The following is a 23,516-nucleotide window of genomic DNA, read 5'->3' as shown; positions in this document are numbered from 1 at the left end:
TCCAGAACACAATTTTAAAAACAAAGAAGCATTTTATTGTCTTATTTAAAGAAAATAAGGCATAATGATGAAGAATTAATTATGAGGAAGAGTTCTCTAACGAATCTGTACGATGCGTGATATTTGTCTTTTCATCGGCTATAGTAGCCGCGATACTTTGTGCTATTTTTTCTAAAAACTCAATCTGATACTCATCAAATACTTTGAATGAAGCTATTTCTATAAGCCCTACAACTTCGTTGAAAGATATCAGAGGGAGAATCAATAAGTTTGATGGTGTAGCATCGCCTAAGCCCGAAGTGATGCTTGTGTAGTTATTAGGGACATCCGTAAGATGGAGTGTATGTTTTTCTTTAAAAGCTTGACCAATGAGTCCTTCATCTACACTTACTTGGTGTAGTTGATTTCTTTTATATTGGAAGGCAAAAAAGGATTGGGCAATAAGATATTTCGGCGCTTTAGGATTATCCGTAATGTAGAAAACCATTTGATTGGCTCCGATAAAATGTGATAATTCTCGAGTGAGGACATCGAATATATTTTCCTCTTGGTGCTTTTCACGAAGTAAAGCCAAGAATTTATTCATTCCTTCAGTAATCCAATGTCTGAGTTGTTTCTCATGTTGGAAATGAATGATTCGCTCTTCTATTTGAGCAAGGTGTTCAGGTAGTTCTCCTTGTTTGTAAGCTGTTGGATATTCATAGTTTCGTTCTTCAAACCGAATCTTTTTGGCATAAGTAGATACATTTTCTATCCACTTACTGAGTAAAAATATTTCTTTAGATAGAAAGTGAAGTTCATCTTTTCCATGCTTAAGATACTTTTCATCTAGAAAATGCCCTGCTCGTAAATCTTTGAATGCGGTACTCAGTGTATCTATTCGGTTTTTGAATTGCTGTATTATAACTCCTCCTCCAATCAGAACAAGAAAACATTGGACACAAAGAAAGATGAGTAAGAGCATTTCAGACATCATCACATCCGACTGATTTTCTGCTGCAACCTTCTCTTTCAAGCGCTCTAATTCTGATCGAATATCTGTATAAAGGTGGTCTGATTCAGCTCTTATTCCTGTAGAATTATCTAATCCTATTTTCTGACTAAGTTTAATCAGTTTCTTGAACGTAAGCTGATACTGACTCACTTTTTTGAGCAAATCTGTATAATTCTTTTTTTCCTCTAAGCTATTTCCCGACTGTATTTGATAACTCAGTAAAATATGTTGCGAGAGAGAGGTGATTGCATCATCGAAAAGAACTTCATATTTCAAATCTTTTGAAAGAAGGAATGCTTTTTCATAATGCAGGCAGTTTTTTAAGTATTTTCTATCGAAGCTCATGCTCGAAGACTCAATATTGATAGACCTTCTGTTTAATTCTCCGATGAGCCCCCAATTTTCATTTCCATTCTGTAGACACAGGCTAGAAAGCTGATAGATTTGCTTTCTTTTTTTATATAGAAAATCATTCAGTTGATGAAAGAAAATAAAGTAGGAGTAATCAATTTCTTGATCATATTCACTAGAAAAGTCATTCAAGATAAACTCTACTGAGTCAATGAGCATTTCTGTATGCTGTAACCCATTACTTTTTCTATCCTTGAAAAAATCATTTTCATGAGATTCATCAAGTAGAAAAACTGTTTCATGATACTGTGCCTTGTCTATCAATTGTGAGCAATGATCTAATATTTGGATTTCATCCATGAGAATAGATGTATGCTCCATGTATTTATAGGTCAGTACGCCTATTACAATGGCAAATAAAAGAGGGAAACCGAAGGCAAAAAAAAGCTTCTGTCTTAAGGTCATGATGAGATAACAGTCTATGTGTTTTGGGTATGTAGTAAGTTAGAAGGAAACTTAGAAAGGAAGGTAGCTTGATACAAGATCTGTTTGAATATGAAAATGAAATACTGAAAAAATACGAATCCCTCTTCAGTAAGTGTTACCGAAGAGGGATTTGAAAGATATATGAAAGAGAATTTTTTATCTATTATTGAAGTCTGTGAAAACTTTTTGCATATAAGCTTTCGCATTTTCTTGATCATAGTTTTTACCGTCTTTGGAAATAAAGTAATCTCCATTCAGGTCATAAATGACTTTGGCCTTTGAAGTAAGGTACCCGAAACCATTGTTGAAGGTAAAGAATGAGAAGCCTTGATCGTTGAATTGTAACAAATCTTTCCCGAAGACAAAGTCATAGTCTACATTCAATTGTCTGATGAAGGTCTCTGCTAAATCTGTCTGATTACCGAAAGTATCAACTTTTAAGTTTGTATTCTGTAAGGCTCCACCAGTCCAAATCATAGGGATATGAAATTTTCCAGCATCACTATTTCTATGCTTTTTGATGTGAGGAATACCGTGGTCTGCTACCAACATAATTAAGGTATTATCCCAAATCTTTTCTTCTTTCAAACGATCAATAAAAACACCTAAAGATCGATCAGTGTAATGAGCCGAATTCATGAACAAAGACTTTTTATCATCCCCTTCAAAGACAGTTTCCATCGGTACATCAAATGGTTCATGACTACTAGATGTCAGAATCGTTTGGAAGAATGGTTTACTTGGATCTTTTGCCTTCAGAATATCAATCGCTTTATCAAAAACATAATGATCATGTACTCCCCATTTGGACGTTGATAATTCACTAGGGAAAATATTTTTTGAAAGGATTTCTTGGAATTCACTATTGTGAAGGTAGCTGTTGATGTTCGCAAAATTCACATCTCCTCCATAAAAGAATGAAGTATGATAACCTTCGTTGTTAAGGACATTTGGCAGAGAAGGCAATTCTTGTGTTTTCTGGCTCCATTTGGTCATTGATGTTTTTGGTTGAGCAGGGTAACTGCTTAAAACCGCTACCAATCCTTTGTCTGTACGATCACCATTTGCATAGACATTGGTGAATAAAACACCCTCATCGATAAGCTTTTCTAAGTTTGGAGTAACTCCTTTTTCTCCTCCTAAGGATTCTACAAGGTCAGCTGTAAAGCTTTCAAGGATAATAAGAATTACATTTGGCTTATCTGTTTTTAAGAGTTTTGTAGGAAGATTACGTGTTTTTGCAGGCTCGTAAAGTTCTGCAAAGTGTTCTTCTGTCAAAGTTTTATCATAGAAGTTTTCAGGGTACTTGCTCTTATTTACTTTTCCTAAAGAATAAAGAACATTCCAGAAAACATTAATTGCAACATGGTTAGGGTAAGGCTTTTCATGAAAGTAAACAAAGCCAACATTCATAGGTGCTACATCGAAGCTTCCTCTGATAGGGATAATCAATAAGCCCGCAAAAACTAGGGTAGCAGGAGATGACCAGTATACACGTTCCAGATTGTCAAAGGAAGATGCTGTTAACCAATTGTAGGCTTTACTTCCTGCAAGAATCATTAAGGCAAATAAGAAAACTTGCTTAACAGCAGCCAAAGGTGATGCAGATTGTATTACTTCAGTGAAGCCTGTACTTAAATACAGCAAAGGTGTGGCGTCCATTCTGTAGTTCCAATAAGAATATAATTCCATGTCGGAAACTATCGTGAGGGACGACAGAATCATAAAAATGAATGTATGGATGTAAATCGCTGTTTTTACCCATTTCTGAGGTTTGAACAATGCTGAAATTGTCAACATTAATGCAGGAATTATACTCATGTAACCTGCTACAGACATATCCATTCTTGCTCCATAAAACATTGATTTCAGTAAAGTACTAAAGTCAAAGTTGATGGATAGCTCAAGTTGGTAGATGATAAATAGGAATCTTCCAATTTGGAAAAAGACCAACCAAAAGAAAAAGTTCTTTAGAAGTAAGGTTAATCTAGTTTGCATAAAGCCGTAATTGTTAGTGAAATCTCTTAATCTAGTTTGTTACACAGTTCACCTTTTTTCTAGGCCTAATGTTAGCGCAGAACTTGGGTGTAAGTTATGGACAAGTTCCGATCTTTTTTTCTTAGTTAAAAACTTAAAATTGCTGAGGCGTTAATTAGGTCTACTGAATGGTGTTTTTCAGTTAATTTGATTCTAAAAGGATATCAAGTGTATTTTGGTTCTGCGAACGTATAATTCGAAAAAAGAATATGAGATAAGGACAAATTAAAACGAGTTCTGTACCTTTATTACCCTTGGTAAATCATAGAAACATCACAAAATCCCAAAAACAATACTTATGTGGAAAGAAGAAAATAATCAACTTCAAAAAGTTTTCACTTTTAAAGATTTTCAAGAAGCATTTGCTTTCATGACACGTGTAGCATTTTTGGCCGAGCAACATGAACATCACCCGAATTGGTCGAATGTATGGAATAAGGTTGAGATTGCTCTTACGACTCATGATGCAGGAAATGTAGTAACTGAAAAAGATCGCAAATTGGCTGAAGCGATTGATCAGATATTGGCATAGTCAATTAAAATATGGAACTAAAAGGAAAGGTAGTTTGGATAACAGGAGCCTCTTCAGGAATAGGAGAGGCTTTGGTATTTGCTTTAGCGACTTATGAATGCAAGTTTATTCTTTCGGGAAGAAATGCTGAAAAACTAGAACGTATTGCTAAAAGTGTAGATGCAGAAAGTTTAGTTCTACCGTTTGATATGGAAGATACCCCAACTTTTCCTGAGGTAGTAGAAAAAGTAGATCAACATTTCGGGAGATTAGACCTACTTATTTTGAGTAGTGGTATAAGCCAAAGAGCATCTTTTGAAGAGATGACTGAACAAGCATTTCGAAAAATTATGGAGATTAACCTCTTTGGACATGTATTTCTCACTAAAGCCGTATTGCCTTTTTTACTCAATCAACTCGATCCTATGATTGTAGAGATTAGCTCGGTGCAAGGAAAAATAGGTTTACCCGAAAGAGCGGCTTACTCTACATCAAAACATGCTGTCCAAGGTTTTTTTGATTCTCTGCGAGCAGAATATGCATATAAAGGGTTGAAGGTTCAAGTAATAACACCGGGTTATGTAGCAACTAACTTGTCAGCAAATGCCTTGAATGCCGATGGTAAAGCTATTGGGAAGTTGGAGCAGAAAGGAATTTCTCCTCAAGAGTGTGCTCAAAAAATAGTCAGAGCTATTGAAGCAGAAAAAGAGGAAGTTTACGTAGGGGCTTTTAAAGAGCAGTTTGGTTTGTGGCTGAAACGCTTCTTCCCAAGTATCCTCAGAAAGCTTATCGCGAAGAAGTAGTTTGCGTTTTTTACCATCAAATTTTCGAATAAGAAAAAACATTTTTTCAAATTTGCTACTATGCAAAAGGTCACAATCATCACAATCTCGTTCAATTGTCGAGAAGAAATAGAAACAACCATAAAGAGTGTTTTAGCACAGACTTATCAGAATATTGAGTATTTGGTGATCGATGGAGCCTCAAATGATGGAACCGTTGATATCATTCAGAAATACAGCGATAAAATTGATACTTGGGTCAGTGAAAAAGATGAAGGGATTTATGATGCCATGAACAAAGGAGTGAAAATGGCAACTGGTGATTGGATTCTTTTTATGAACGCTGGAGATTGGTTTGCAGCAGATGATGCCGTTGAAAAAATATTTAGCCAAGATATGAGTGGTTTTGGTTTGGTTTACGGAGATCATGAAGTGGTTTATGATAAACTCACAAAAGTGAAAAAAGCATTACCCGTAGAGGATTTATGGAAAGGAATGATCTTTAGTCACCAAGCGCTTTTTACCAAAACACAATTACTCTTAGACCATCCTTTTGAAGGGAAGAGATGGAAACGTTGTGCTGATTTCCATTTTATCTATAACCGATGGAAAGATGGGGTAAAGTTTCATCATATTCCTATCCATATAGCTTGTTTTAGGTCAGGTGGTCTTTCTGATATTCAGGCTGTTCAAGCTAAGGAAGAGACTTGGGCTATTGTGAAAGAAAGAGATGACAGATCTGAAGTAGATGAGCATTATAAGAAATTGATTAGCTATGAAAAGAAGGTTACAGCTATCCGAAAGAAGTTGCCACCTTCTGCATTTGAATACTTGATGAAACTAAAAAATTTGATAGCAGGAAAAAATACTCGATAAAATAGATCTGTAAAAAGTGATATTTAAGAAAGTCTTCAAGCTTAAGGTTTGAAGACTTTTTTTATGTACTATTTCACACATTGTTATGGTATTAAATCAAGAATAAAACTGATATATTTTGCATTTTTTGACTTAATCCATCAGATTTACACCTCTTTAAATAGAGATAAATTTGTGATTTTCTTATATTTCTGCACAAATATTTACAAGAAGATTAAAGTGATTTAAGATTTGAGTAAGTAGCTAGAAACTATACAACACATAAAGTACTGTAGGACTATTACCAACTAGGGTGTAGAGCATACTATTTCCACTATTTTTACCTTACTACTCTCAACACAAAAGTGAAATAGCATCTTTCTCTACTCAATACATAAGCCGTCATATTTTTTATGAAAAATCTCAATATTGTTTTCATTACCTCAACAGACTTAGCTGAAGGAACTAACTATTTAGAACGATTTCGAAATCTTTCTGCAAGATTAAAGGAAGTCGGACATGATGTTCAAGCTTTATTGGAACATTCAAATACCAAAAAAATACCAAGCCAGTTGGCTGATAAGCATTCTACGTTTTTTGGTGTACCAGTCGAATTGGTTACAGGACCTGAGGAAAGACCAAGTGGATTTTCTTTTTATACGAATAAACTTGGGGCTGTAAGGCAGCTTATAAAGCGTATCAAAGAACTTCATGCAGAAAAACCAATTGATTTACTTTGGATAAACCAATCGGCAGCGCACTTGATGTATCCGCTTACGCGTTTGGCAACCAAGTTGAAGGTGAAAACAGTGCAGTCTTATGTAGAAGAGAGAACAAAAGGGAAAGGCCTACATGAACATTTGAAATATACAGATGATCAGTTGACGGATAAAAAATTGGCAAAAAAGGCTGATCAGATTGTCGTAACATCTTATTATTTGAGAGGCAAGTATAGTATTCTTACTCAAGGGAAAGTTCCTATCACTTTATTACCTCGATCTATTGAGGTACGCAAATGGGATTGTTCTAATATTCTTAACTATAATGAAATTCCAATTCTTACTTTCTTGGGAGAATTAAATGATCGGAATTTCTTGAATAATATCCTTGAAGTTTTGACTGAATTGAATGCAGAAGGACAGAAAATTCGTTTTTCAGCAATCACACAATCAAATCAATCAAAAGAAACGGAGGAATGGTTTTTAAATGAGGCTCACTCAAGAGGTGTGAACAGACAAGTTGAGGTGGTTAATAATGTGAATCTTTCAGAGCTGAAGCACTATTTTTCAAAGTCAGATTTACTGATTACCTCTCGTACCGAAGATATGTATCGTTCAGGAATTTCATCTGGACTACTCAAGCTTTTAGCCACAGGACGTCCTGTGTTGTGTCAAGATAGTACAGAGGTGAGAAACTGGTTTACAGATGAAAAGGAAGTTTTTTATCTGAATCAAAGTAATGATACAGCTGTCATCAAAGAAAAAGTGACAAAAGCACTGGCTGATCGAGAGTTCAGAACTCAAATTGGGAAAAATGCACAACGAGTAGTAGAGAATTACATGGAAAGAAGAGTTGTGCAAGATCACGTGGAAGTGCTTTTAAGTGAATTATTTGTGGATAAGGTAAAAGAAACGACAGCTTCTCAATAGAATTCTTTTCTTTCTCTGAAGGGCTTCCGATATTTGCAGTAGAATCATAACATTTTGATATAAATTATGAAAATTGCAATCGGAGGCGATCACGCAGGTTATGCCTATAAAGAAGTGATTAAAGCACATTTGGAAGCACAAGGACATGAAGTGAAAGATTTTGGTCCTTACAGTGAAGAATCTTGTGATTATCCTGATTATGTGCACCCACTAGCTGATAGTATTGAAGCAGGTGACAACGAATTGGGAGTTATAATCTGTGGTAGTGGTGAAGGTGTTTCTATGGTAGCAAACAAGCACCAAGGAATCAGAGCTGGTCTTTGCTGGAACTCTGAAGTAGCCGCACTTACTCGTCAGCACAACAATGCAAACGTAATTGCGCTTCCTGCAAGATTTATTGCAGTAGAATACGCAGTTTCATTGGTAGACATCTTCGTTTCTACAGAATTTGAAGGTGGAAGACATGAAAACAGAGTGAATAAAATCGCTTGTAAATAAGCAACTTCATAAGTTGTGATTAAATCCCTAACAGATCATTCTGTTAGGGATTTTTTAGTTTACCAGTTTATTTCAGAACGTTTCTGTAAGAACTTCCCGTTTGGGATTGCACTAGCAGTCGCAAGCCAAATAGCCGTATCAGCACCTTCTTCAACACTTCCAGGGGCAGCATCTCCACCCATCCCAGTCTTGACCCAAGTCGGGCACATTGAATTTACTTTGATATTGTGTTTTTCCAATTCAGAAGAGAGAATTGCTGTAAAACTATTGAGTGAAGTTTTGGACATACGGTATGCTCCATAACCTCCTATCGGCAGGGAACCGAAAGCTCCCATTTCGCTTGAAATATTGATAATTCTTGCATCACTACTTTTTTTAAGAAATGGAATCATTGCCTTAGTCATTTGAATAGGTCCGAAAAAGTTAGTTTCCATAACCCATCTGATTTCTTCCAAATCAAAATCAGCCAGAGCTTTTGTACCCATTACTCCGGCATTGTTGATCAGAACATCGATGTGACTTGCTTGTTTACCTAGTTCTGTAGCAAAAGCATCTACACTTGCCACGTCGGTTACATCTAGTAGAGAAGGAGTAATATCTAAATCATTGAATTCTTGGGGCGAGTTTTCAAGTTTTCGCATTCCTGCAAATACTTTAAACCCTTGTTGAGCTAATTCGAGACATATTTGTTTGCCAATACCTCTATTAGCTCCTGTGATAACAGCTATTTTTTGCATGTTTATTTTAAATGGTCATTTAAGAGAATTTCTTGAAAGAAGTTACAAACTGTACAGCTAAAAATACAGGTTTTTGAGGTGAAGGAGGAAATAAACTTATTTGGATTCATCTTGCTTTACATTGATTTACAGTTTGTACTGAAAATAATATTGGGATTTGGAGAAAAATTTCCGATATTTGCCGACGCTTTTTACGACATCCTCCGCGGGGGAGACCGTAGACTATCCAAAGATACATGTCTGGGATGGGGTCAGAAATGACCAAGTACCATAATTAAAAACATGTTATATCTTTCTAATTAATTAGAGAAATGAAAACTGTAGAAGTAGTAGGTTTCAAAAGAGAGGACCTAGGAAAATCATACGCTAAAAGATTGAGACTTGAAGGTCTTGCTCCATGTGTATTGTACGGAGGAGAGGAAACAATCCACTTTGCTGCACCAATGATTTTGTTCCGTGACATCGTTTATACTCCAGAAGTATGTTTCGTAGAGTTGAACATTGAAGGAACTATCAAGAAAGCTGTTCTTCAAGACGTACAATTCCACCCAGTATCAGACGTGTTGTTGCACGCTGACTTCTTGGAATTGAAAGATGACAAAGCTGTGAAAATGGAAGTTCCTGTGAAATTCGTAGGTTCTTCACCTGGTCTTATGGTCGGTGGTAAATTGGTTTCTAAACTTAGAAAAATCAAAGTTAAAGCTTTACCAGCGAACATGCCTGAGAACGTTGAGGTTTCTATTGAAGGTTTGGAATTGGGTAAATCAGTTCGTATCGGTGATATCGAAGCGAAAGATTACGAAATCCTTTATAACTCTTCAGTAACAGTAGCTTCAATCGCTATCCCAAGAGCGTTGAAATCTGCTCAATCAAAAGGAGAGTAATCTTACTCTTTTTTGGTTTGAAGATATTAAAAAGCCGAGCCTTAGGGTTCGGCTTTTTTATTGCCTAAATATTTCCCAAAACCAGCTTTCAATACATTTATTTTCCAATATTTTTTAATAAAATCCAAATGAGAAAATTCTATTTTTTAGAAAATCTCAAAATGTCGTTTTAGTACACTATTTCTGTTTTTTAGAGTACAATTCTGAATTGATCCAAGGAAAACCCAATTCTATCTTTGTGATGTGGAAATGATTAGTGTACAATAAACAATAAACAGATGAAACCAGCGATAAGCACATTGATGATGTTATTCCTTTTAGGAAACTTAATATCATGTAAAGCACAAAATAAAGCGGATAAGGAAAAAGAAATTTATCAGGAAAGAGTAAAAACTGCATTCAAAAAAGGATGGACAGCCTATAAAGATTATGCATGGGGAGAAGATGCGGTTAACCCAATCAAAAAAGGAAATCACAATTGGTATGCAGAGTCGTTGCTGATGACGCCAGTCGATGCCTTTAGTACAATGTATTTAATGGGCTTGGAAGAGGAAATGACAGAAAATAAAGAACTGATTTTCTCAAAGCTAGATTTCGATAAAGATTTTGAAGTACAACAGTTCGAAATAGCGATTCGTCTGCTTGGAGGCTTGCTTTCTTCTTATCAACTAGATGGTGATCCAAGATTCTTAGAATTGGCAAAAGACCTTGGAGATCGAATGATTCCTGTGTTTGATACACCAACCGGAATCCCTTACCGTTTGGTAAACCTTAGAACTGGTGAAATAAGCGGAAATGGTACAAACCCTTGTGAGGTTGGTTCTATGCTTTTGGAGTATGGAATGTTGAGTAAACTTACGGGAGACCCGAAGTATTATGAACTTTGTAAAAGAGGCGTTGTGGCCATGTATGAGCGTAGAGGAAAAACAGGACTTTTGGGGTCTTGGATCAACTGTGATACAGGAGAGTGGCAGGATACTCGCGCACATATTTCTGGCGGAATTGATGCTTACTACGAATACTTGTTGAAAGGTTATTTGCTATTTGGTGACGAAGACTTGAAGGAAATGTGGGATGTATCTCGCAAAGCAGTTGATACGCACTTGGCAGAAGAAACCGAGAACGGATACTGGATTGGTTGGGCTGATATGAATACTGGCGAACGTATCTTAAGCAGATTCGGAGCTTTGGACTGCTTCTGGAACCTATGTTATGTGTTGGATGGAGATACGGAGAGAGCTGAAAAACTGCAAGCTTCTATCTACAAAATGTGGAACCTTTACGATATCGAGCCAGAAGCAATTGACTATGAAACAATGCAGCCATTTGAGGATAGTAAGTATTACATGATCCGTCCGGAAGCTATCGAGTCAACGTATTATACTTGGAAAGCAACAGGCGATGACCAATATTATGAGCAAGGAAAACATATGTTTGAAAGCATTGAGAAATACTGTCAGGTAGAAAATGGTTACGTACAACTTAGCGATGTCACAACCAAAGAAAAGTGGGATACACTAGAGAGTTTCTTCTTTGCTGAAACCATGAAATACTGTTACTTGTTCTTTGCGCCAGAAGAAGTATTTGACTTTGAAAAGTATGTCTTAAATACTGAAGCTCACCCATTCAAAAATACTTGGGATGAAGGCTGGAAAGGAAATAAAGTAGGCTTGAAATAGACTGAAAATAAGCAATTATCAAATCATAAATGAGCATCTGTTGGCTGAGCTAACAGGTGCTTTTTTCTTTAGAAAATCTTATGATTCTTTGAGCGATATTCTAAAGGAGTAAGCCCGTATTTTTTCTTGAATATTCGGAAGAAATAACTGTGATTGCTATAACCTGCATTTGTATAAATAACCTTGAGTGGAGCGTTGGTCATCGTGAGTTGTTTTGCTGTAAAAGAGAGTCTTTCAGCATTAATTACCTCCGTGAGTGTTTTGTTAAAGTATTTCTGAAGCACCCGATTTACATGGTCAGATGAGCGTTCGCAAAGCTCTAAGAACTTAGTTTTGCCTAGCTTTAAATTTTTTGGTTTTCTGAATTGCTCAATGGCATTGCTCAACCAAAAAGGGATTCCTTGGTCAGAAGGAACCGTTTTGTTGAGTACATCAAACAAATGAAGAATGAACAAGTCTAGGTTGATGGCATTTTTAGGTTTATCAAAAAGAATATCGAATCGGGATACAATTTCATTTAAGTCGGGAGTACTTAACACACCAAAGTAAGGTTGGGCGGTATCTTCTGTCCAATATTTTTTCTGAGAAGCAAAATATCGCTCTTCATAATGACGGATTGTCTTATTTGAGATTGCAAGATTGGTGATCACTAATCCTTTCTTTGCATCGGGAATAAAACAATGCGTGTCTGATGCTCTGATAAAACAAAAACTTCCTTCATAGATCAGCACTTCATCGCCATTGATCGAGTGAATTCCTTCTCCCGATGTGATCACAAAGAATTCTGAAAAATCATGATGGGTGTGCATATACAAGTCTTCCTCATTTTCGAGATTTGTACGAGCCAAATGAAATCCATCTTCAGATTCATCTAAGAAAGTCTTTAAGCATAAGGTTTTGATAGCATCCATCGATCCAATTTTTCAAATCAAGGAATAAGGTCGGAATTGAATAAATGATTCAGAAATTCATTCACATTTGTAGTGATTTTTATTCAGTAGGTATCACTTTCAATTTTATGAAAAGAATCAATTTCAGAAGCCTTAATTCCTTGTAATAAAGCTCTTTTTGATTTTTTTAAAGATTAGGAAAAAACAGTTGATAGACGATCATGAGGTTATTGAAAGTATTCTCGATGTTTTTTGTGATTTTATGATAAATGTAATTCTTAGCATGGAATCGAAAGATATAAAAGAAGCTGTATTTCTATATTGTTTAAACTTTCTGACTTCAAAGTGGTCATTATAGAGAATAAACAACTTAGATAAGAACCATGTATAGATTTCTTTTTGTACTTACTTTCTTACTTCCTTTTATAGCAAAAGGGCAATCTACCGAAGGTAAACTAACTGTGAAGACCACAGGTTACGAACGTGTGAAAGGAGATGTTCTGATTTTATTATTTAAGGGTGAAGATGGTTTCCCTGGAGATCATGAAAAAGCTTTTCGTAAAGCAAAAGAGGAGTTGAAAGGAGCAGAACATTATTTCTACTTTGATGGTTTGCCACAAGGTAATTATGCGATCATCGTAGTTCATGATGAGAATGAGAATGGACTTGCAGATACCAACTGGATAGGAATACCCAAAGAATCGATAGGAATAAGTAACTATCCTAAAATAGGAAGGCCAGAATATGAAATGGCAAAAATCAGTTTAGAAGAAGCTGAAAGTAAAGAACTAAATATAGTGGTCGATAAAGTCTTTTAATAAAAAAAGTCCTGCTACGTTTCAGTAACAGGACTTTATTATTTTTTATACTTGAGGAGTCAATTGATCGATTTTATCCTTCTTTTGAGGAGTAGTATAAATGATTTCTTTCCAAAAATAAATAGCCATAAAAATACTCAAAGCAAAGTAGGCTAACATGATTTCTGAACCAAAGGCTACATAATTATCCAAAGTAAACCAACCCTCAAAAAGAGTGATGTAGCTTATTCCAGATACACCTCTTAAGATTTCTACCACGTTTCCTGAAATATCTTTATCCATCATAGCGGTATAACCATAGATGGAAATGAAAAGGAATGTTCCGTAAACGAAAAGTTGTGGAAATCCTATTTCAGCAAAAGTGCCAAACATAAAGAGCATCAGAACAAGTGTAGTGATAAATTGTACCCAAGACCAAAGACTGAGTCCTTTTGACAATTGAGGTTCGTATTTTTCGAAGTTATAAGGATCTTCAATATATGGAATAGGAAATTTTTCTATCACGTCGGAAGGGCGCCAGCCCAAAGGCATAAACCAAATTCTCAGTTTATCCCAATAATTATTTGTATGCCAAGCATCTTTGATCAGAATCCAAAGATGAGAAAAGTTGATTTTAAAAGGATTCCATGTATTCACTGGTCTCGTGATGCCGTAAACAGGAGGAACATCATCTAGTTCTTCTTGGAAGGTTCCAAAGATTCTATCCCACAGACAAAAGATTTGACCAAGGTTTTTATCAAGGTATTCTTTATTAATTGCATGATGAACTCGGTGTTGTGAAGGAGTAATGATGATGTATTCCAACCAACCCAATTTAGGTATATGCTTGGTGTGATACCAAAACTGAAGGAAAAGATGAATTGGTGAAATAATAGCGATAACGGTTGCTGGTACTCCTAGAAGAGCCGCAGGAATTAGAAATAATCCGTAGTAACCGAAAATATTGGAAATGGTCTGACGAAGCGCACAAGCAAGGTTAAATTCTTCACTACTGTGGTGCACTAGGTGTATATTCCAAAAGTAGTTAATCGTATGATTAAGCCTGTGTGCCCAATATCCTGCAAAATCGATACAGATGAATCCAATAATATAAACCGTTAGCGTGTCCTCAATTTGAAATATTGAGATTCTTTCAGCTACCCAATCATAAGATACGATCATGATTGTAAGCCCTAATGTACTTTTAATAATGTTACTAATACCGGCACTAAGACCCGCAATAGTATCCATAGCTCTGTAGGTTTGTTTACCCTTGAAATAGCCGTAAACAAACTCTATTAATAATAATATGACAAAGCCAGGTATCGCATAGAGTAAGGTTTTTGCGTATGTTTCCATGTGTAGAATGACATTAAAAAAATGAAGTCGTTTTTTGTGTAGCTTCTAATATATGAAAAAATATAAACGTTTAAAGTACGGTTATTTGTTTAGGGCTAAAAAAAGGGCAAGCCTTTTCAGACTTACCCTTCAATCAATCTAATATGTTTGGCTTATATTATTTTTTCTTTGGAAGAATTACTTGAGATCCTTTCAGTGCATAGAACAAAATGAATAGTTCACATGCAATAACAAGTCCCCATGTCAATTGCCAATCGCCAAGAACGTCGGCTAAAATACCTTGTACAAATGGAATCACGGCACCACCAGCAACACCAAGCATCAGAAGTCCTGAACCTTGACTTGTGTGAGGTCCTAAATCTTTAACAGCAAGAGTAAAGATACAAGGCCACATTACTGAGTGGAAAAGTCCCATTAGAATTAGTGTAATACATGACACAGAGATTGCTTGGTGAATCGAAATACCCAATAGTCCAATCTCAAGGTCCAAATTGAATGACAAGTCAGGATAGTAAGAAAGGATTACCGTACCTACAATTAGAGCTAAAGCACCGGTTGCAGCTCCAGTTAATTGACCTTTTGCTCCGATATTTTTTAATAAACCAGCAGCCGAAAGCCTTCCGATCATTAAACCTAACCAATAAAGAGAGGCAAACGAAGCAGCAACACTTTTAGCATAACCAAAATCTTGTTCCAAGAAAAGGTTGATGTTGGCTCCTACGGCAACCTCAGCTCCTACGTAACAGAAGATACCTACAACCCCTAAAATTAGGTGAGGATATTGAGTAGCAGAACCTTCAGAACCTTCTTCTTTAGTAGTACCAGGAATGTGTGGTAAGTTTACTGTCTTAAGAATTAGTGTAAGAATGATTACCGTGGCAATCAATACCAAGTAAGGGATTTTTACATCAGAAACTTGGATGTCTCCAGTACCACCAAATACTACTTGAGATACAAAAAGAGGTCCTAATACCGTACCTAAAGAGTTCATACCTCCTCCAAGGTTCATACGGAAAGATGCAGTTTCTTCAGGGCCACAGGCAATAATGTAAGGGTTAACTACAGTTTGGAGTACCGTCATTCCTGCACCAAGTACAAAAGAACCGATTAGGAATATGGTAAATGATGTAAATTCAGCTGCAGTATAGAATAAGGCGAATGATATGGTTACAATAACAAGGGAAACTAAAAGAGTACCTTTGTAACCTAGTTTTTCAACCAACTTTCCTGCAGGAATACCCATGATAGGATATGCAGCAAAAAAGGTGAATGTCAATAAAGTAGATTGAGTGTTCGACAGATCAAAAACCTCTTTAAGAGGTGCTTGAAACTGCTGATTTACCACAGTAAGAAAACCTACTAAGAAAAATAAGAATACCATTATGGCAAATGGTACAGCATACTGATTTTGTGTTTGTTTTGCTGATTGTTCAGTCATGATCATGGTTATTAAAATGACGCAACCTCATGGCGGAGGTCTAGTTATTAAAAACAGATTTACTTAAAAAAGTGTCATTATGTCACTTATGACTGCAATGTAAATCTTTATCAATAGCCAAAATGATGACGAATCGCAATGTTTGAATTTATTTGCAAAACATCTATTAACGGGATGTTTTGAAGGACAAACTAGGTATGAAAGTTAGAGATAAAAGGGAGTACTTAAATATTGTGAATGTGAAAAGGTTAAAAATATTTCTTTTGAGGTATTAGGAAATAGTGTATAAAAAAACACAGTATCAACGCTATTTGAAACTGTGTTTTGTATGCGGTGTAAGAAACCCCTAGTATTCGTCTTCATTGAAGAAGAAGTCATCTTTTGTAGGGTAATCAGGCCAAATTTCTTCGATGTTCTCGTAAGGTTGACCGTCATCCTCAAGTTCTTGAAGGTTCTCTACAACCTCCAATGGAGCCCCTGTACGGATAGAGAAGTCGATAAGCTCCTCTTTAGTTGCTGGCCAAGGGGCGTCTTCTAAATATGAAGCTAATTCAAGAGTCCAGTACATATTACTTTTCAGTTATGCTTGTCAAAAATTAAATTTACGCTCACAAAATACCTTCCAGAACAATATCTAGTTAAGCTTACGCAAGCCACTCCGATAAGTTTGTTTTAAAAGAGCACTGCGAAATTATTATTTATTCTGAAAATTCCTCTACAATAAAAAAAATATAATGATTTTTTTACTTGTAAATCTTAATTTTCAGCTTTAACAAAGAACGTGCCTAAACCAAAGCCTTCTAACGACCATTCTTTTAACGGAAGAGAATATACGTAAAAAGCTTTAAATTTGAATAAAATATGTACAGAATTCTAACCAACAGACTCAATTTACCTGTATTCTTTATCATTTTACTTACGCTCATTTGGGGGAGTTCTTTTATCTTGATCAAGAAAAGTCTTGATGTTTTTACTCCATTACAACTTGCGATGTGTCGTATTGGTACCGCAGGAATTTGTATGTTACCCTTTTCAATCTCAGCTTTTCGTCAAATTCCGAGAACTTCATGGAAGTATTTGGGGCTGTCGGCCTTAATGGGTACCATTATTCCATTCACAATATTTGGTGTAGCACTTCTTCACCTTTCTAGTTCCGTAACAGGAATTTTAAACGCTCTTACACCTCTTTTTACATTTTTAGTAGGAACACTACTTTTCAAAGAGCAGTTTCAAAAAGAAAAAATTGGAGGTCTGTTCTTAGGCTTTTTCGGAACTGTTTTTATCATTTTAGTAAATAGTGATGGTGAATTTGGGAGTCTGAATTATTGGGCTTTCCTTATTGTGCTCGCTACTTTTTGTTATGGGATCAATGCGAATATTACTATGAAGTATTTAGCAGGTCTCCCAACACTTTCAACAGTAACTTGGATTCTGACGTGTTTAAGCCCTTTGGCTTGGGGATATTTACTTTTTACAGATTTCAGCGAACGCTTGACTTCTCATCCTAATGGATGGCAAGCATTTTTCTTTATCTGTATTTTAGGAGCTGTAGGTACTGCCTTCGCTTGGATTCTATTTGTTAGAATTGTACAGATGAAGTCCGCTATTTATGCAAGTACTGTTACTTACCTTATCCCGATAGTTGCCTTGTTGTGGGGTATTTGGGATGGAGAACAATTACATGCCTTACAATTAATTGGTTGTTTAGGAATTGTAGTAGGAGTGTACCTTACTAACAGAAAGCGTTAGGGCTTTTATTTGGGAGGAAATTGAGGCAAGCCATCTAGGAAATCATAAGAACCATTTTCAAAGTTGATTTTGCACACAAAGTGTTGAAGTCCGTTTGTGATAATTAGAAATGGTGCTTTCAAAACACTATTGTAAGCGGCTGCTTGCTCAAAAGTTTTATTAGAAAGCTTTACTTCAGGTGCTTTACATTCAACAAGTAGAAATGGTTTTCCTTTTCTATCATAGACTAAAATATCAGAGCGTTTCTGCATCTGATTTACCTTTAAGCCACCTTCTACACCAATTAAGCTTTTCGGATATCCTTCTGTGATCAGAAAATTTATAAAATGCTGACGTACCCATTCTTCAGGTGTGAGTACTAGATATTTTTTTCTGATTTGATCTAAGATCCAAACTTTATCATCTTTCCTTTGAAGTTTATAGTCATAGTGTGGAAGATTCAGCCTTTTCATACTGCTTTTCGTATATTTGATAAGGTCACAAAAGTAAAAACAGCAAACTGTAAAAACTGTAAGAAGGCTTAATTTATTTTATGAATTACGAATATCACTATACTAAGAATAAGGAAGAACAAAAATGTTCTTATACCTCAGAAATATCTTCGGGTTATCCGACAGATGATTTTGTGGCTTATTCTTATAGCTATCGGTATAAATGGGTAAAAATGATTGACAACCCGATAGAACGCTGTGTATTCAATGAAGGAGATGAGATGCGTTTGACAAACTTGAGTTTACAAATTGAACAGAAGCATCATTCTAGAGAAATTGACCTAGATTACATAAAACAAGTAACATTACAATTCAGACGGATAATGTTTCCACTGATTTTTGGTGGATTGTTATCAGCTTTTTCACTGATCGGACTACTAACAGGTGTGATGAAGTCAGCCTTGGCTTTGTCTTTAGTATTGGGAGGAATTATGTTGTTCTATTATGGCTATAAAGGAAGTTATCAGCTCATGATAGAATTACAAGGTGGACAAGTAGCATTATTTATTGATGAAAAAACACCAGAACTCAAGAAGTTCATAGCAAGAACAAATTACTACTTGCACCGAAAGTTTTAAGAAAGCTCAGTGAAATATTTATCGCGAAGAGCTTCTACAAGCGCTTTGTCTGTACGTTGTTCTAAATATTCACTTATTCGTGCCGCTCTTTCAAATTGACTACGATAAAGTGCCAACTCCGATTTATTTGTGTTATCGAAGAATTTCTTTTGCTTTCCTATTTTAATGCTAAATACAGATTTTTTCATTTTTTATCACCAATCAAATATACTGTGGTCAAGAACATAAAACTTTTCAATTTTGTTTCATAAATCATCCAATTAGTTTTCTCGAGTAAGTAAAAGGTTGATAAGACAATTCTAAGAAGTCCTTGTAGTAGGATTATTTTTAGAGAAAATTTTATTCTTGAACATCAGCGGGTTAACTTTTATTGAAGTTATTTTTTTGAAGTATGTTTTGCAGATTAGAATATCCTCCTTACATTTGCACCGCATTTGAGACAAAAACAGCGAAAAATTGTCCCATGGTGTAACTGGCAACACGTCTGATTTTGGTTCAGAAGAGTCTAGGTTCGAGCCCTAGTGGGACAACTCAACAACGTTTGAGTTGTCGAAAAGCTAAGTTTCAAATGCACTGTCCCATGGTGTAACTGGCAACACGTCTGATTTTGGTTCAGAAGAGTCTAGGTTCGAGCCCTAGTGGGACAACTACTTTAATACAACTAGCTGAGAGGATTTAATAGCCTCTCCCAATTAATACATGAGAATTTGTCCCATGGTGTAACTGGCAACACGTCTGATTTTGGTTCAGAAGAGTCTAGGTTCGAGCCCTAGTGGGACAACAAAAAAGGAAGCTTATCGGCTTCCTTTTTTTATTTGATCAAATCTTAGTTTCGCTATTGTACGGGTTGTCCTGTATGAACATTTAGCCCTCCCGAAATTTCCAGATTAATTCCATTACACGATCCTGATTCATCACTTGCTAAAAAGTACATTGCTTTAGCAACTTCTTCAGGGGTGCAAATACGTTTGAGTGGATTTGCTTGATTGAACATTTCAATGACCTCTTTTGGATTGGCTAAAAACATAGGTGTAGCACAGGCTGAAGGACAAACATTATTTACTCTGATATTGTATTTCCCGTAATCTAGAGCCATTGCCTTCACTAGGTTTACTACAGCCCCTTTAGCAGCATTATAAGCAGCCATATTGTAATCTCCATGCAAACCAGATACGGAGGCTGTATTTACAATCGTTCCGCCACCATTTTCAATCATATATGATACAAAATACTTACTTGTTAGAAATATCGATTTGACATCTACTGAGAACAGGCGATCCCAGTCATCTTCATCTGTTTCGTGAAGCATACCGCCAGTCCAAACTCCTGCATTATTAATAATACTATCTACGCCATTCATAACTTTCATGGCGTAATCGTGGAGTGCTTTTACATCTTGTTGTTTAGAAACATCAGATGCAAAGAAAAAAACATGTTCAAAGCCTTTTTCTTTGAGGTCTTGGAGTATACCTACTCCTGTTTGGTGGTTACGAGCTGTCATGAGTACTTTCCATCCCTTTTCTAAAAATAATTCTGTTGCACTCAATCCCATGCCTGAAGTAGCACCAGTAATTAGTATTCTTTTCATATGCTCTTATTGAGAATTATAATTGAATTAGAGTTCCTTTTTTATGGAACAGTATTCTTCAAAAAGAGTGCTTTTAAGAATTGGGGACAATGACTTTTCTAGTACTTTAGAAATATTAAAATTGTATGAAAAGAGAAGAAAAAAGCGAATTCCATTTTTACATGAAATTCGCTAAATCAAATGTTTTTAGTCAACAATGTAGCTAGGGAAAAGATCAAGGATCGTATCTCCATTCTTTAAATGATGGGTTTGGAGTCCCGTCTTTTTTGCTCCTTCTATGTGTTGGAGTGTATCATCGATAAATAAAGTTTTTTCAGGCTCAAGATTATGCAAATCGATGAGGGTTTGGAAAATACTTGGATGTGGTTTTCTGTCTTTCAGAATATGCGAATAGTGCGCTTTTTCAAAAAGAGATTCCCAAGTACCAAATGTGCCATTGGTAGCTCTGTCGTAAATCTTAAGAAATTCTTCGATGTGAATATCATTTGTATTGCTAAGCAAAAAGACTCTTTTGTCTTTGGCTAGGTTCTGGATTAAGCTTAACCTTTCTGTTGGGAGGTCTAAAAGCATTGCATTCCAAGCTTTGTCGAATTCTTGATCTGAAATATTTAAACCCAATACTTCAGATACTCCAGTTCTAAATTCTTCAGCACTTGTTTTTCCTGTTTCATAGTCATCGAAAACAGAAGTTTGCTGATGCTGTGTATAAATTTGGCTTACTTCTTTTCCCGATAGTTTACCAAATGCTTCTAGTGTCAATTCATAATTGATATTAAGGATGACACCTCCAAGGTCAAAAATGATATTATCTATTTCTTTCATTGCAACAGGTTAAGATCTTTTTCTTTACATCTAAATTAGTCTTTCAAGAACCAAAGCTACAATGTCCATTCTTGTATTAAAAGCTTGTGATACGGAATTCTGTCCTTCTATTGAGCTGATGCTGTTCTTCTGTACAATCTTCTTGTTTTGGACAAGGAACAATATTCTGACTCTCGCCATAATATTTGTAAGTGATTCTATATTTGGCAATACCTTTTTCAGTAAGGTAGTTAATTGCAGATTGAGCTCTTTCGTGAGATAAATTCTGATTGTATTCATCAGAACCACGGATATCTGTATGAGAGCCCAATTCTAGATTTATACTTGGGTTTTCAACTAAAATAGAGGTCAGTTCATCGAGAATACTACTCGCTTTTTTAGTGATCTGATGTTTGTCAAAGTCGTAGTAGATATTTTCAATCTCAATTTTCTTATTGATTTCCAGTTTTTCCAATGGGATTTTTACATGAATGACTCCTTGTGCATTTGGCTTGAAAGAAGCTAAATCCATTTCTTTTGCAAAGTATCCATCTTTAGTAACCTTCAATTTTTGAAGATTAGGATCTTCTACTAGTGGAAAATTGAATTTACCATAATCATCTGTATTAGTGCTTTCGGGAGTTTCTACCTTAGGACGACTAAGAGTGACATGAGAAACGGCTATAGGTTCTTTTGTTTGTGCATCATAAACAAGTCCTTCAAGTTTATAGGTTTTTCCTTTTGCCATTTCAATGATGTATAAGATATTTCTATCATCTTTTTGAGGAGGTGGTGGAGTGAATCTTTTGGTTTTATATCCTTCTTTTTCCACTAAGAAATCTTTTACATCAGAAGGGCTTGCATTGATTTGTGCTACACCTTTTACACCTGTCGGGAAGTGTTCTTTGAAATCTCCCATACGAGTCATCCATACACTAGCCCCTTCAATCGGTTCTAGGGTGATAGAGTCCATTACCGCTACTGTTACTGTCCGATTTACTTTTCGGAATGAATAAATATCATCCCCGCCTTTTCCACCTTTTCTATTTGATGAGAAGTAGCCTGAAAATTCACCGTTTTCCGAAGGAAGGAAGCATATTCCAAAATCATCTCGAGAAGAGTTAAATGGGTAGCCCATATTGCTTACACGAATGACTTCACCGTTTAGAAGATCGGCTTTGTAGATGTCTAATCCGCCTAATCCTACATGACGGTTTGAGGCAAAGTATAAAGTATTCTCATCGGCAATAAAGGGGAATTTCTCTTTTCCTGTAGTATTGATTTTTTCACCCATATTAATTGGCGCTGACCAACCATCAGTATCATCCCAAACACATTTGTAGATATCGGCTTCACCAAATCCTCCTGGAATGTCAGAAACAAAGTAAAGTGTTTTGCCGTCAGGGCTAAGGCTTGGGTGCCCCGTTGAATAATCTATCGAGTTGTGGACAAAGGCTTCGTGTTCGGTCCATTTGCCTTTACCTTTGTAGTGGCTTGTATAAATTTGTAGGTGGAAAGTGTGATGATCATCATCGGCTTCTTTATTAGGTTTTCTAGGTTTAGGTACGTTCTCTGTGTAGTAGAGGATATTGTAATCGTCATTGTAAGTAGCGGGACCTTCATGAAGATTGCTATTTACATTATCACTTAATCTGTCTGGATATTTAAAAGTATTTAGAATGCCATTTTTTGCGTAATACAGATCAATAAAAGCATGTCCGTCCCAAAGGTATTTTCCTTCGCCTTTTCTCGTTAACCTAGATGAACAAAAGATAATACCATCTTTGAACGGTAATGGGCTAAAGTCATTCTCTGAAGAATTGATATTGATGTTGTTTACTTCAACATTGTATTTGTTTTTCTGAAGCTCAGTTAATGTTTCATCCCTACATGATCTGAGCATATCTCTAGCGTCGTCATCTAAAGGCTTATAAGAAAGGTATTGTCTGAATGAAGCGTAGGCCTCTTTGTATCTCCCCTGAGACTTTAGCAATAAACCATGTTTGAAATAAACATCAGGATGATCTGTATTGAATTTCTTTACGATGATATCATAATACTTGAAAGCCTTTTTGAGATTATGGCTAAAGCGATACGATTCTGCCAACTTATACAGGATGGCAACATCTTTTTCATTTTTGGGAAGTTTTTCATATAATCTTGCTGCCACTGTGTATTCGTGTATTTCGTAATGGTGATCAGCCCTTTCAATGAGATGTTTGTGGTGTTTTATTTTTTTGTGCGTATGCTGTTTTTTCTTCTTCTTTTTCTTGTGACTCTGAGCATCTATAGAAAATGATGCAAAGCAGAAAAATAAAAGAGAAAGGAAAAATGAGATATATTTTACCATAAGAAAGTCAAT

22 protein-coding genes and 3 tRNA genes are annotated in these 23,516 nt (G+C 35.9%); 13 read left to right on the top strand and 12 right to left on the bottom strand.

Going from position 1 to position 23,516, the window contains the following annotated elements:
• Positions 1-79: 79 nt before the first annotated feature.
• Both BC781_RS07185 and BC781_RS07180 read right to left on the bottom strand, forming a co-directional pair.
• Entirely contained in the window at positions 80-1,810 is a 1,731-nt protein-coding gene (locus BC781_RS07185) for a GAF domain-containing protein (protein WP_109616512.1), read from the bottom strand.
• Between the two features lie 177 nt (positions 1,811-1,987).
• Complete coding sequence (locus BC781_RS07180; protein ID WP_109616511.1) at positions 1,988-3,829, bottom strand: LTA synthase family protein; 1,842 nt, start codon at positions 3,827-3,829, stop codon at positions 1,988-1,990.
• Between the two features lie 337 nt (positions 3,830-4,166).
• On the opposite strand from BC781_RS07180, the gene BC781_RS07175 reads away from it, so the two are divergent.
• From BC781_RS07175 to rpiB, 5 genes are all read left to right on the top strand, one after another.
• Positions 4,167-4,400: a 4a-hydroxytetrahydrobiopterin dehydratase gene (locus BC781_RS07175; RefSeq protein WP_109616510.1), complete on the top strand. Its 234-nt coding sequence runs from the start codon at positions 4,167-4,169 to the stop codon at positions 4,398-4,400.
• Between the two features lie 11 nt (positions 4,401-4,411).
• Positions 4,412-5,182, top strand: a complete 771-nt coding sequence (locus BC781_RS07170) for an SDR family oxidoreductase (RefSeq protein WP_109616509.1) — start codon at positions 4,412-4,414, stop codon at positions 5,180-5,182.
• A gap of 60 nt (positions 5,183-5,242) precedes the next feature.
• Positions 5,243-6,037, top strand: a complete 795-nt coding sequence (locus BC781_RS07165; protein WP_109616508.1) for a glycosyltransferase family 2 protein — start codon at positions 5,243-5,245, stop codon at positions 6,035-6,037.
• Positions 6,038-6,429: 392 nt separating this feature from the next.
• Positions 6,430-7,665, top strand: a complete 1,236-nt coding sequence (locus BC781_RS07160; protein WP_109616507.1) for a glycosyltransferase — start codon at positions 6,430-6,432, stop codon at positions 7,663-7,665.
• A gap of 66 nt (positions 7,666-7,731) precedes the next feature.
• Positions 7,732-8,163 (top strand): ribose 5-phosphate isomerase B, encoded by a 432-nt coding sequence (gene rpiB / locus BC781_RS07155; RefSeq protein WP_109616506.1) that lies wholly within the window; start codon positions 7,732-7,734, stop codon positions 8,161-8,163.
• 59 nt (positions 8,164-8,222) lie between these two features.
• On the opposite strand, the gene BC781_RS07150 is transcribed toward rpiB, so the two are convergent.
• The gene (locus BC781_RS07150) at positions 8,223-8,900 is read right to left on the bottom strand and encodes an SDR family NAD(P)-dependent oxidoreductase (RefSeq protein WP_109616505.1); all 678 of its coding nucleotides are present in this window, start codon (positions 8,898-8,900) and stop codon (positions 8,223-8,225) included.
• A 311-nt stretch (positions 8,901-9,211) separates the two neighbouring features.
• On the opposite strand from BC781_RS07150, the gene BC781_RS07140 reads away from it, so the two are divergent.
• A complete protein-coding gene (locus BC781_RS07140) occupies positions 9,212-9,784 on the top strand; it encodes a 50S ribosomal protein L25/general stress protein Ctc (RefSeq protein ID WP_109616503.1) in 573 nt (190 codons plus the stop codon).
• Positions 9,785-10,062: 278 nt separating this feature from the next.
• Entirely contained in the window at positions 10,063-11,463 is a 1,401-nt protein-coding gene (locus tag BC781_RS07135; protein WP_211323675.1) for a glycoside hydrolase family 47 protein, read from the top strand.
• Positions 11,464-11,531: 68 nt separating this feature from the next.
• On the opposite strand, the gene BC781_RS07130 is transcribed toward BC781_RS07135, so the two are convergent.
• Positions 11,532-12,374 (bottom strand): helix-turn-helix domain-containing protein, encoded by an 843-nt coding sequence (locus BC781_RS07130; RefSeq protein ID WP_109616501.1) that lies wholly within the window; start codon positions 12,372-12,374, stop codon positions 11,532-11,534.
• Positions 12,375-12,736: 362 nt separating this feature from the next.
• Here BC781_RS07130 and BC781_RS07125 point away from each other — a divergent pair, with 362 nt between their 5' ends.
• Positions 12,737-13,171 (top strand): DUF2141 domain-containing protein, encoded by a 435-nt coding sequence (locus BC781_RS07125; RefSeq protein WP_109616500.1) that lies wholly within the window; start codon positions 12,737-12,739, stop codon positions 13,169-13,171.
• A 45-nt stretch (positions 13,172-13,216) separates the two neighbouring features.
• Here the strand turns inward: BC781_RS07125 and BC781_RS07120 are convergent, their stop codons facing one another.
• The 3 genes from BC781_RS07120 to BC781_RS07110 form a co-directional block, all read right to left on the bottom strand.
• Entirely contained in the window at positions 13,217-14,509 is a 1,293-nt protein-coding gene (locus BC781_RS07120; RefSeq protein ID WP_109616499.1) for a sterol desaturase family protein, read from the bottom strand.
• A gap of 157 nt (positions 14,510-14,666) precedes the next feature.
• A complete protein-coding gene (locus tag BC781_RS07115) occupies positions 14,667-15,947 on the bottom strand; it encodes an MFS transporter (protein WP_109616498.1) in 1,281 nt (426 codons plus the stop codon).
• A gap of 346 nt (positions 15,948-16,293) precedes the next feature.
• The gene (locus BC781_RS07110) at positions 16,294-16,515 is read right to left on the bottom strand and encodes a DUF2795 domain-containing protein (protein WP_109616497.1); all 222 of its coding nucleotides are present in this window, start codon (positions 16,513-16,515) and stop codon (positions 16,294-16,296) included.
• Between the two features lie 293 nt (positions 16,516-16,808).
• Here BC781_RS07110 and BC781_RS07105 point away from each other — a divergent pair, with 293 nt between their 5' ends.
• On the top strand, positions 16,809-17,696 hold the full coding sequence (locus BC781_RS07105; RefSeq protein WP_109616496.1) for a DMT family transporter: 888 nt from the start codon (positions 16,809-16,811) through the stop codon (positions 17,694-17,696).
• 5 nt (positions 17,697-17,701) lie between these two features.
• On the opposite strand, the gene BC781_RS07100 is transcribed toward BC781_RS07105, so the two are convergent.
• Entirely contained in the window at positions 17,702-18,148 is a 447-nt protein-coding gene (locus tag BC781_RS07100; RefSeq protein WP_109616495.1) for a type I restriction enzyme HsdR N-terminal domain-containing protein, read from the bottom strand.
• An 80-nt stretch (positions 18,149-18,228) separates the two neighbouring features.
• Here BC781_RS07100 and BC781_RS07095 point away from each other — a divergent pair, with 80 nt between their 5' ends.
• On the top strand, positions 18,229-18,765 hold the full coding sequence (locus BC781_RS07095; RefSeq protein WP_109616494.1) for a hypothetical protein: 537 nt from the start codon (positions 18,229-18,231) through the stop codon (positions 18,763-18,765).
• On the opposite strand, the gene BC781_RS07090 is transcribed toward BC781_RS07095, so the two are convergent.
• Entirely contained in the window at positions 18,762-18,953 is a 192-nt protein-coding gene (locus BC781_RS07090) for a hypothetical protein (protein ID WP_109616493.1), read from the bottom strand. The two genes, BC781_RS07095 and BC781_RS07090, sit on opposite strands and share 4 nt — an antisense overlap.
• A gap of 269 nt (positions 18,954-19,222) precedes the next feature.
• Here BC781_RS07090 and BC781_RS07085 point away from each other — a divergent pair.
• The 3 genes from BC781_RS07085 (at position 19,223) to BC781_RS07075 (ending at position 19,546) form a co-directional block, all read left to right on the top strand.
• Positions 19,223-19,295: transfer RNA gene (locus tag BC781_RS07085), tRNA-Gln, on the top strand.
• A 44-nt stretch (positions 19,296-19,339) separates the two neighbouring features.
• Positions 19,340-19,412: transfer RNA gene (locus BC781_RS07080), tRNA-Gln, on the top strand.
• A 61-nt stretch (positions 19,413-19,473) separates the two neighbouring features.
• Positions 19,474-19,546: transfer RNA gene (locus tag BC781_RS07075), tRNA-Gln, on the top strand.
• A gap of 54 nt (positions 19,547-19,600) precedes the next feature.
• Here the strand turns inward: BC781_RS07075 and BC781_RS07070 are convergent.
• From BC781_RS07070 to BC781_RS07060, 3 genes are all read right to left on the bottom strand, one after another.
• Complete coding sequence (locus tag BC781_RS07070) at positions 19,601-20,353, bottom strand: SDR family NAD(P)-dependent oxidoreductase (protein WP_109616492.1); 753 nt, start codon at positions 20,351-20,353, stop codon at positions 19,601-19,603.
• A gap of 186 nt (positions 20,354-20,539) precedes the next feature.
• Positions 20,540-21,175, bottom strand: coding sequence for an HAD family hydrolase (locus BC781_RS07065; RefSeq protein ID WP_109616491.1), 636 nt, complete (start codon positions 21,173-21,175; stop codon positions 20,540-20,542).
• A gap of 76 nt (positions 21,176-21,251) precedes the next feature.
• Positions 21,252-23,504, bottom strand: coding sequence for an OmpA family protein (locus BC781_RS07060; RefSeq protein WP_109616490.1), 2,253 nt, complete (start codon positions 23,502-23,504; stop codon positions 21,252-21,254).
• Positions 23,505-23,516 lie beyond the last annotated feature (12 nt).

Origin of the sequence: Sediminitomix flava (genome assembly GCF_003149185.1) — a bacterium.
Taxonomy (GTDB): Bacteria; Bacteroidota; Bacteroidia; order Cytophagales; family Flammeovirgaceae; genus Sediminitomix; species Sediminitomix flava.
This window is presented reverse-complemented; position numbering and strand designations above follow the sequence as displayed.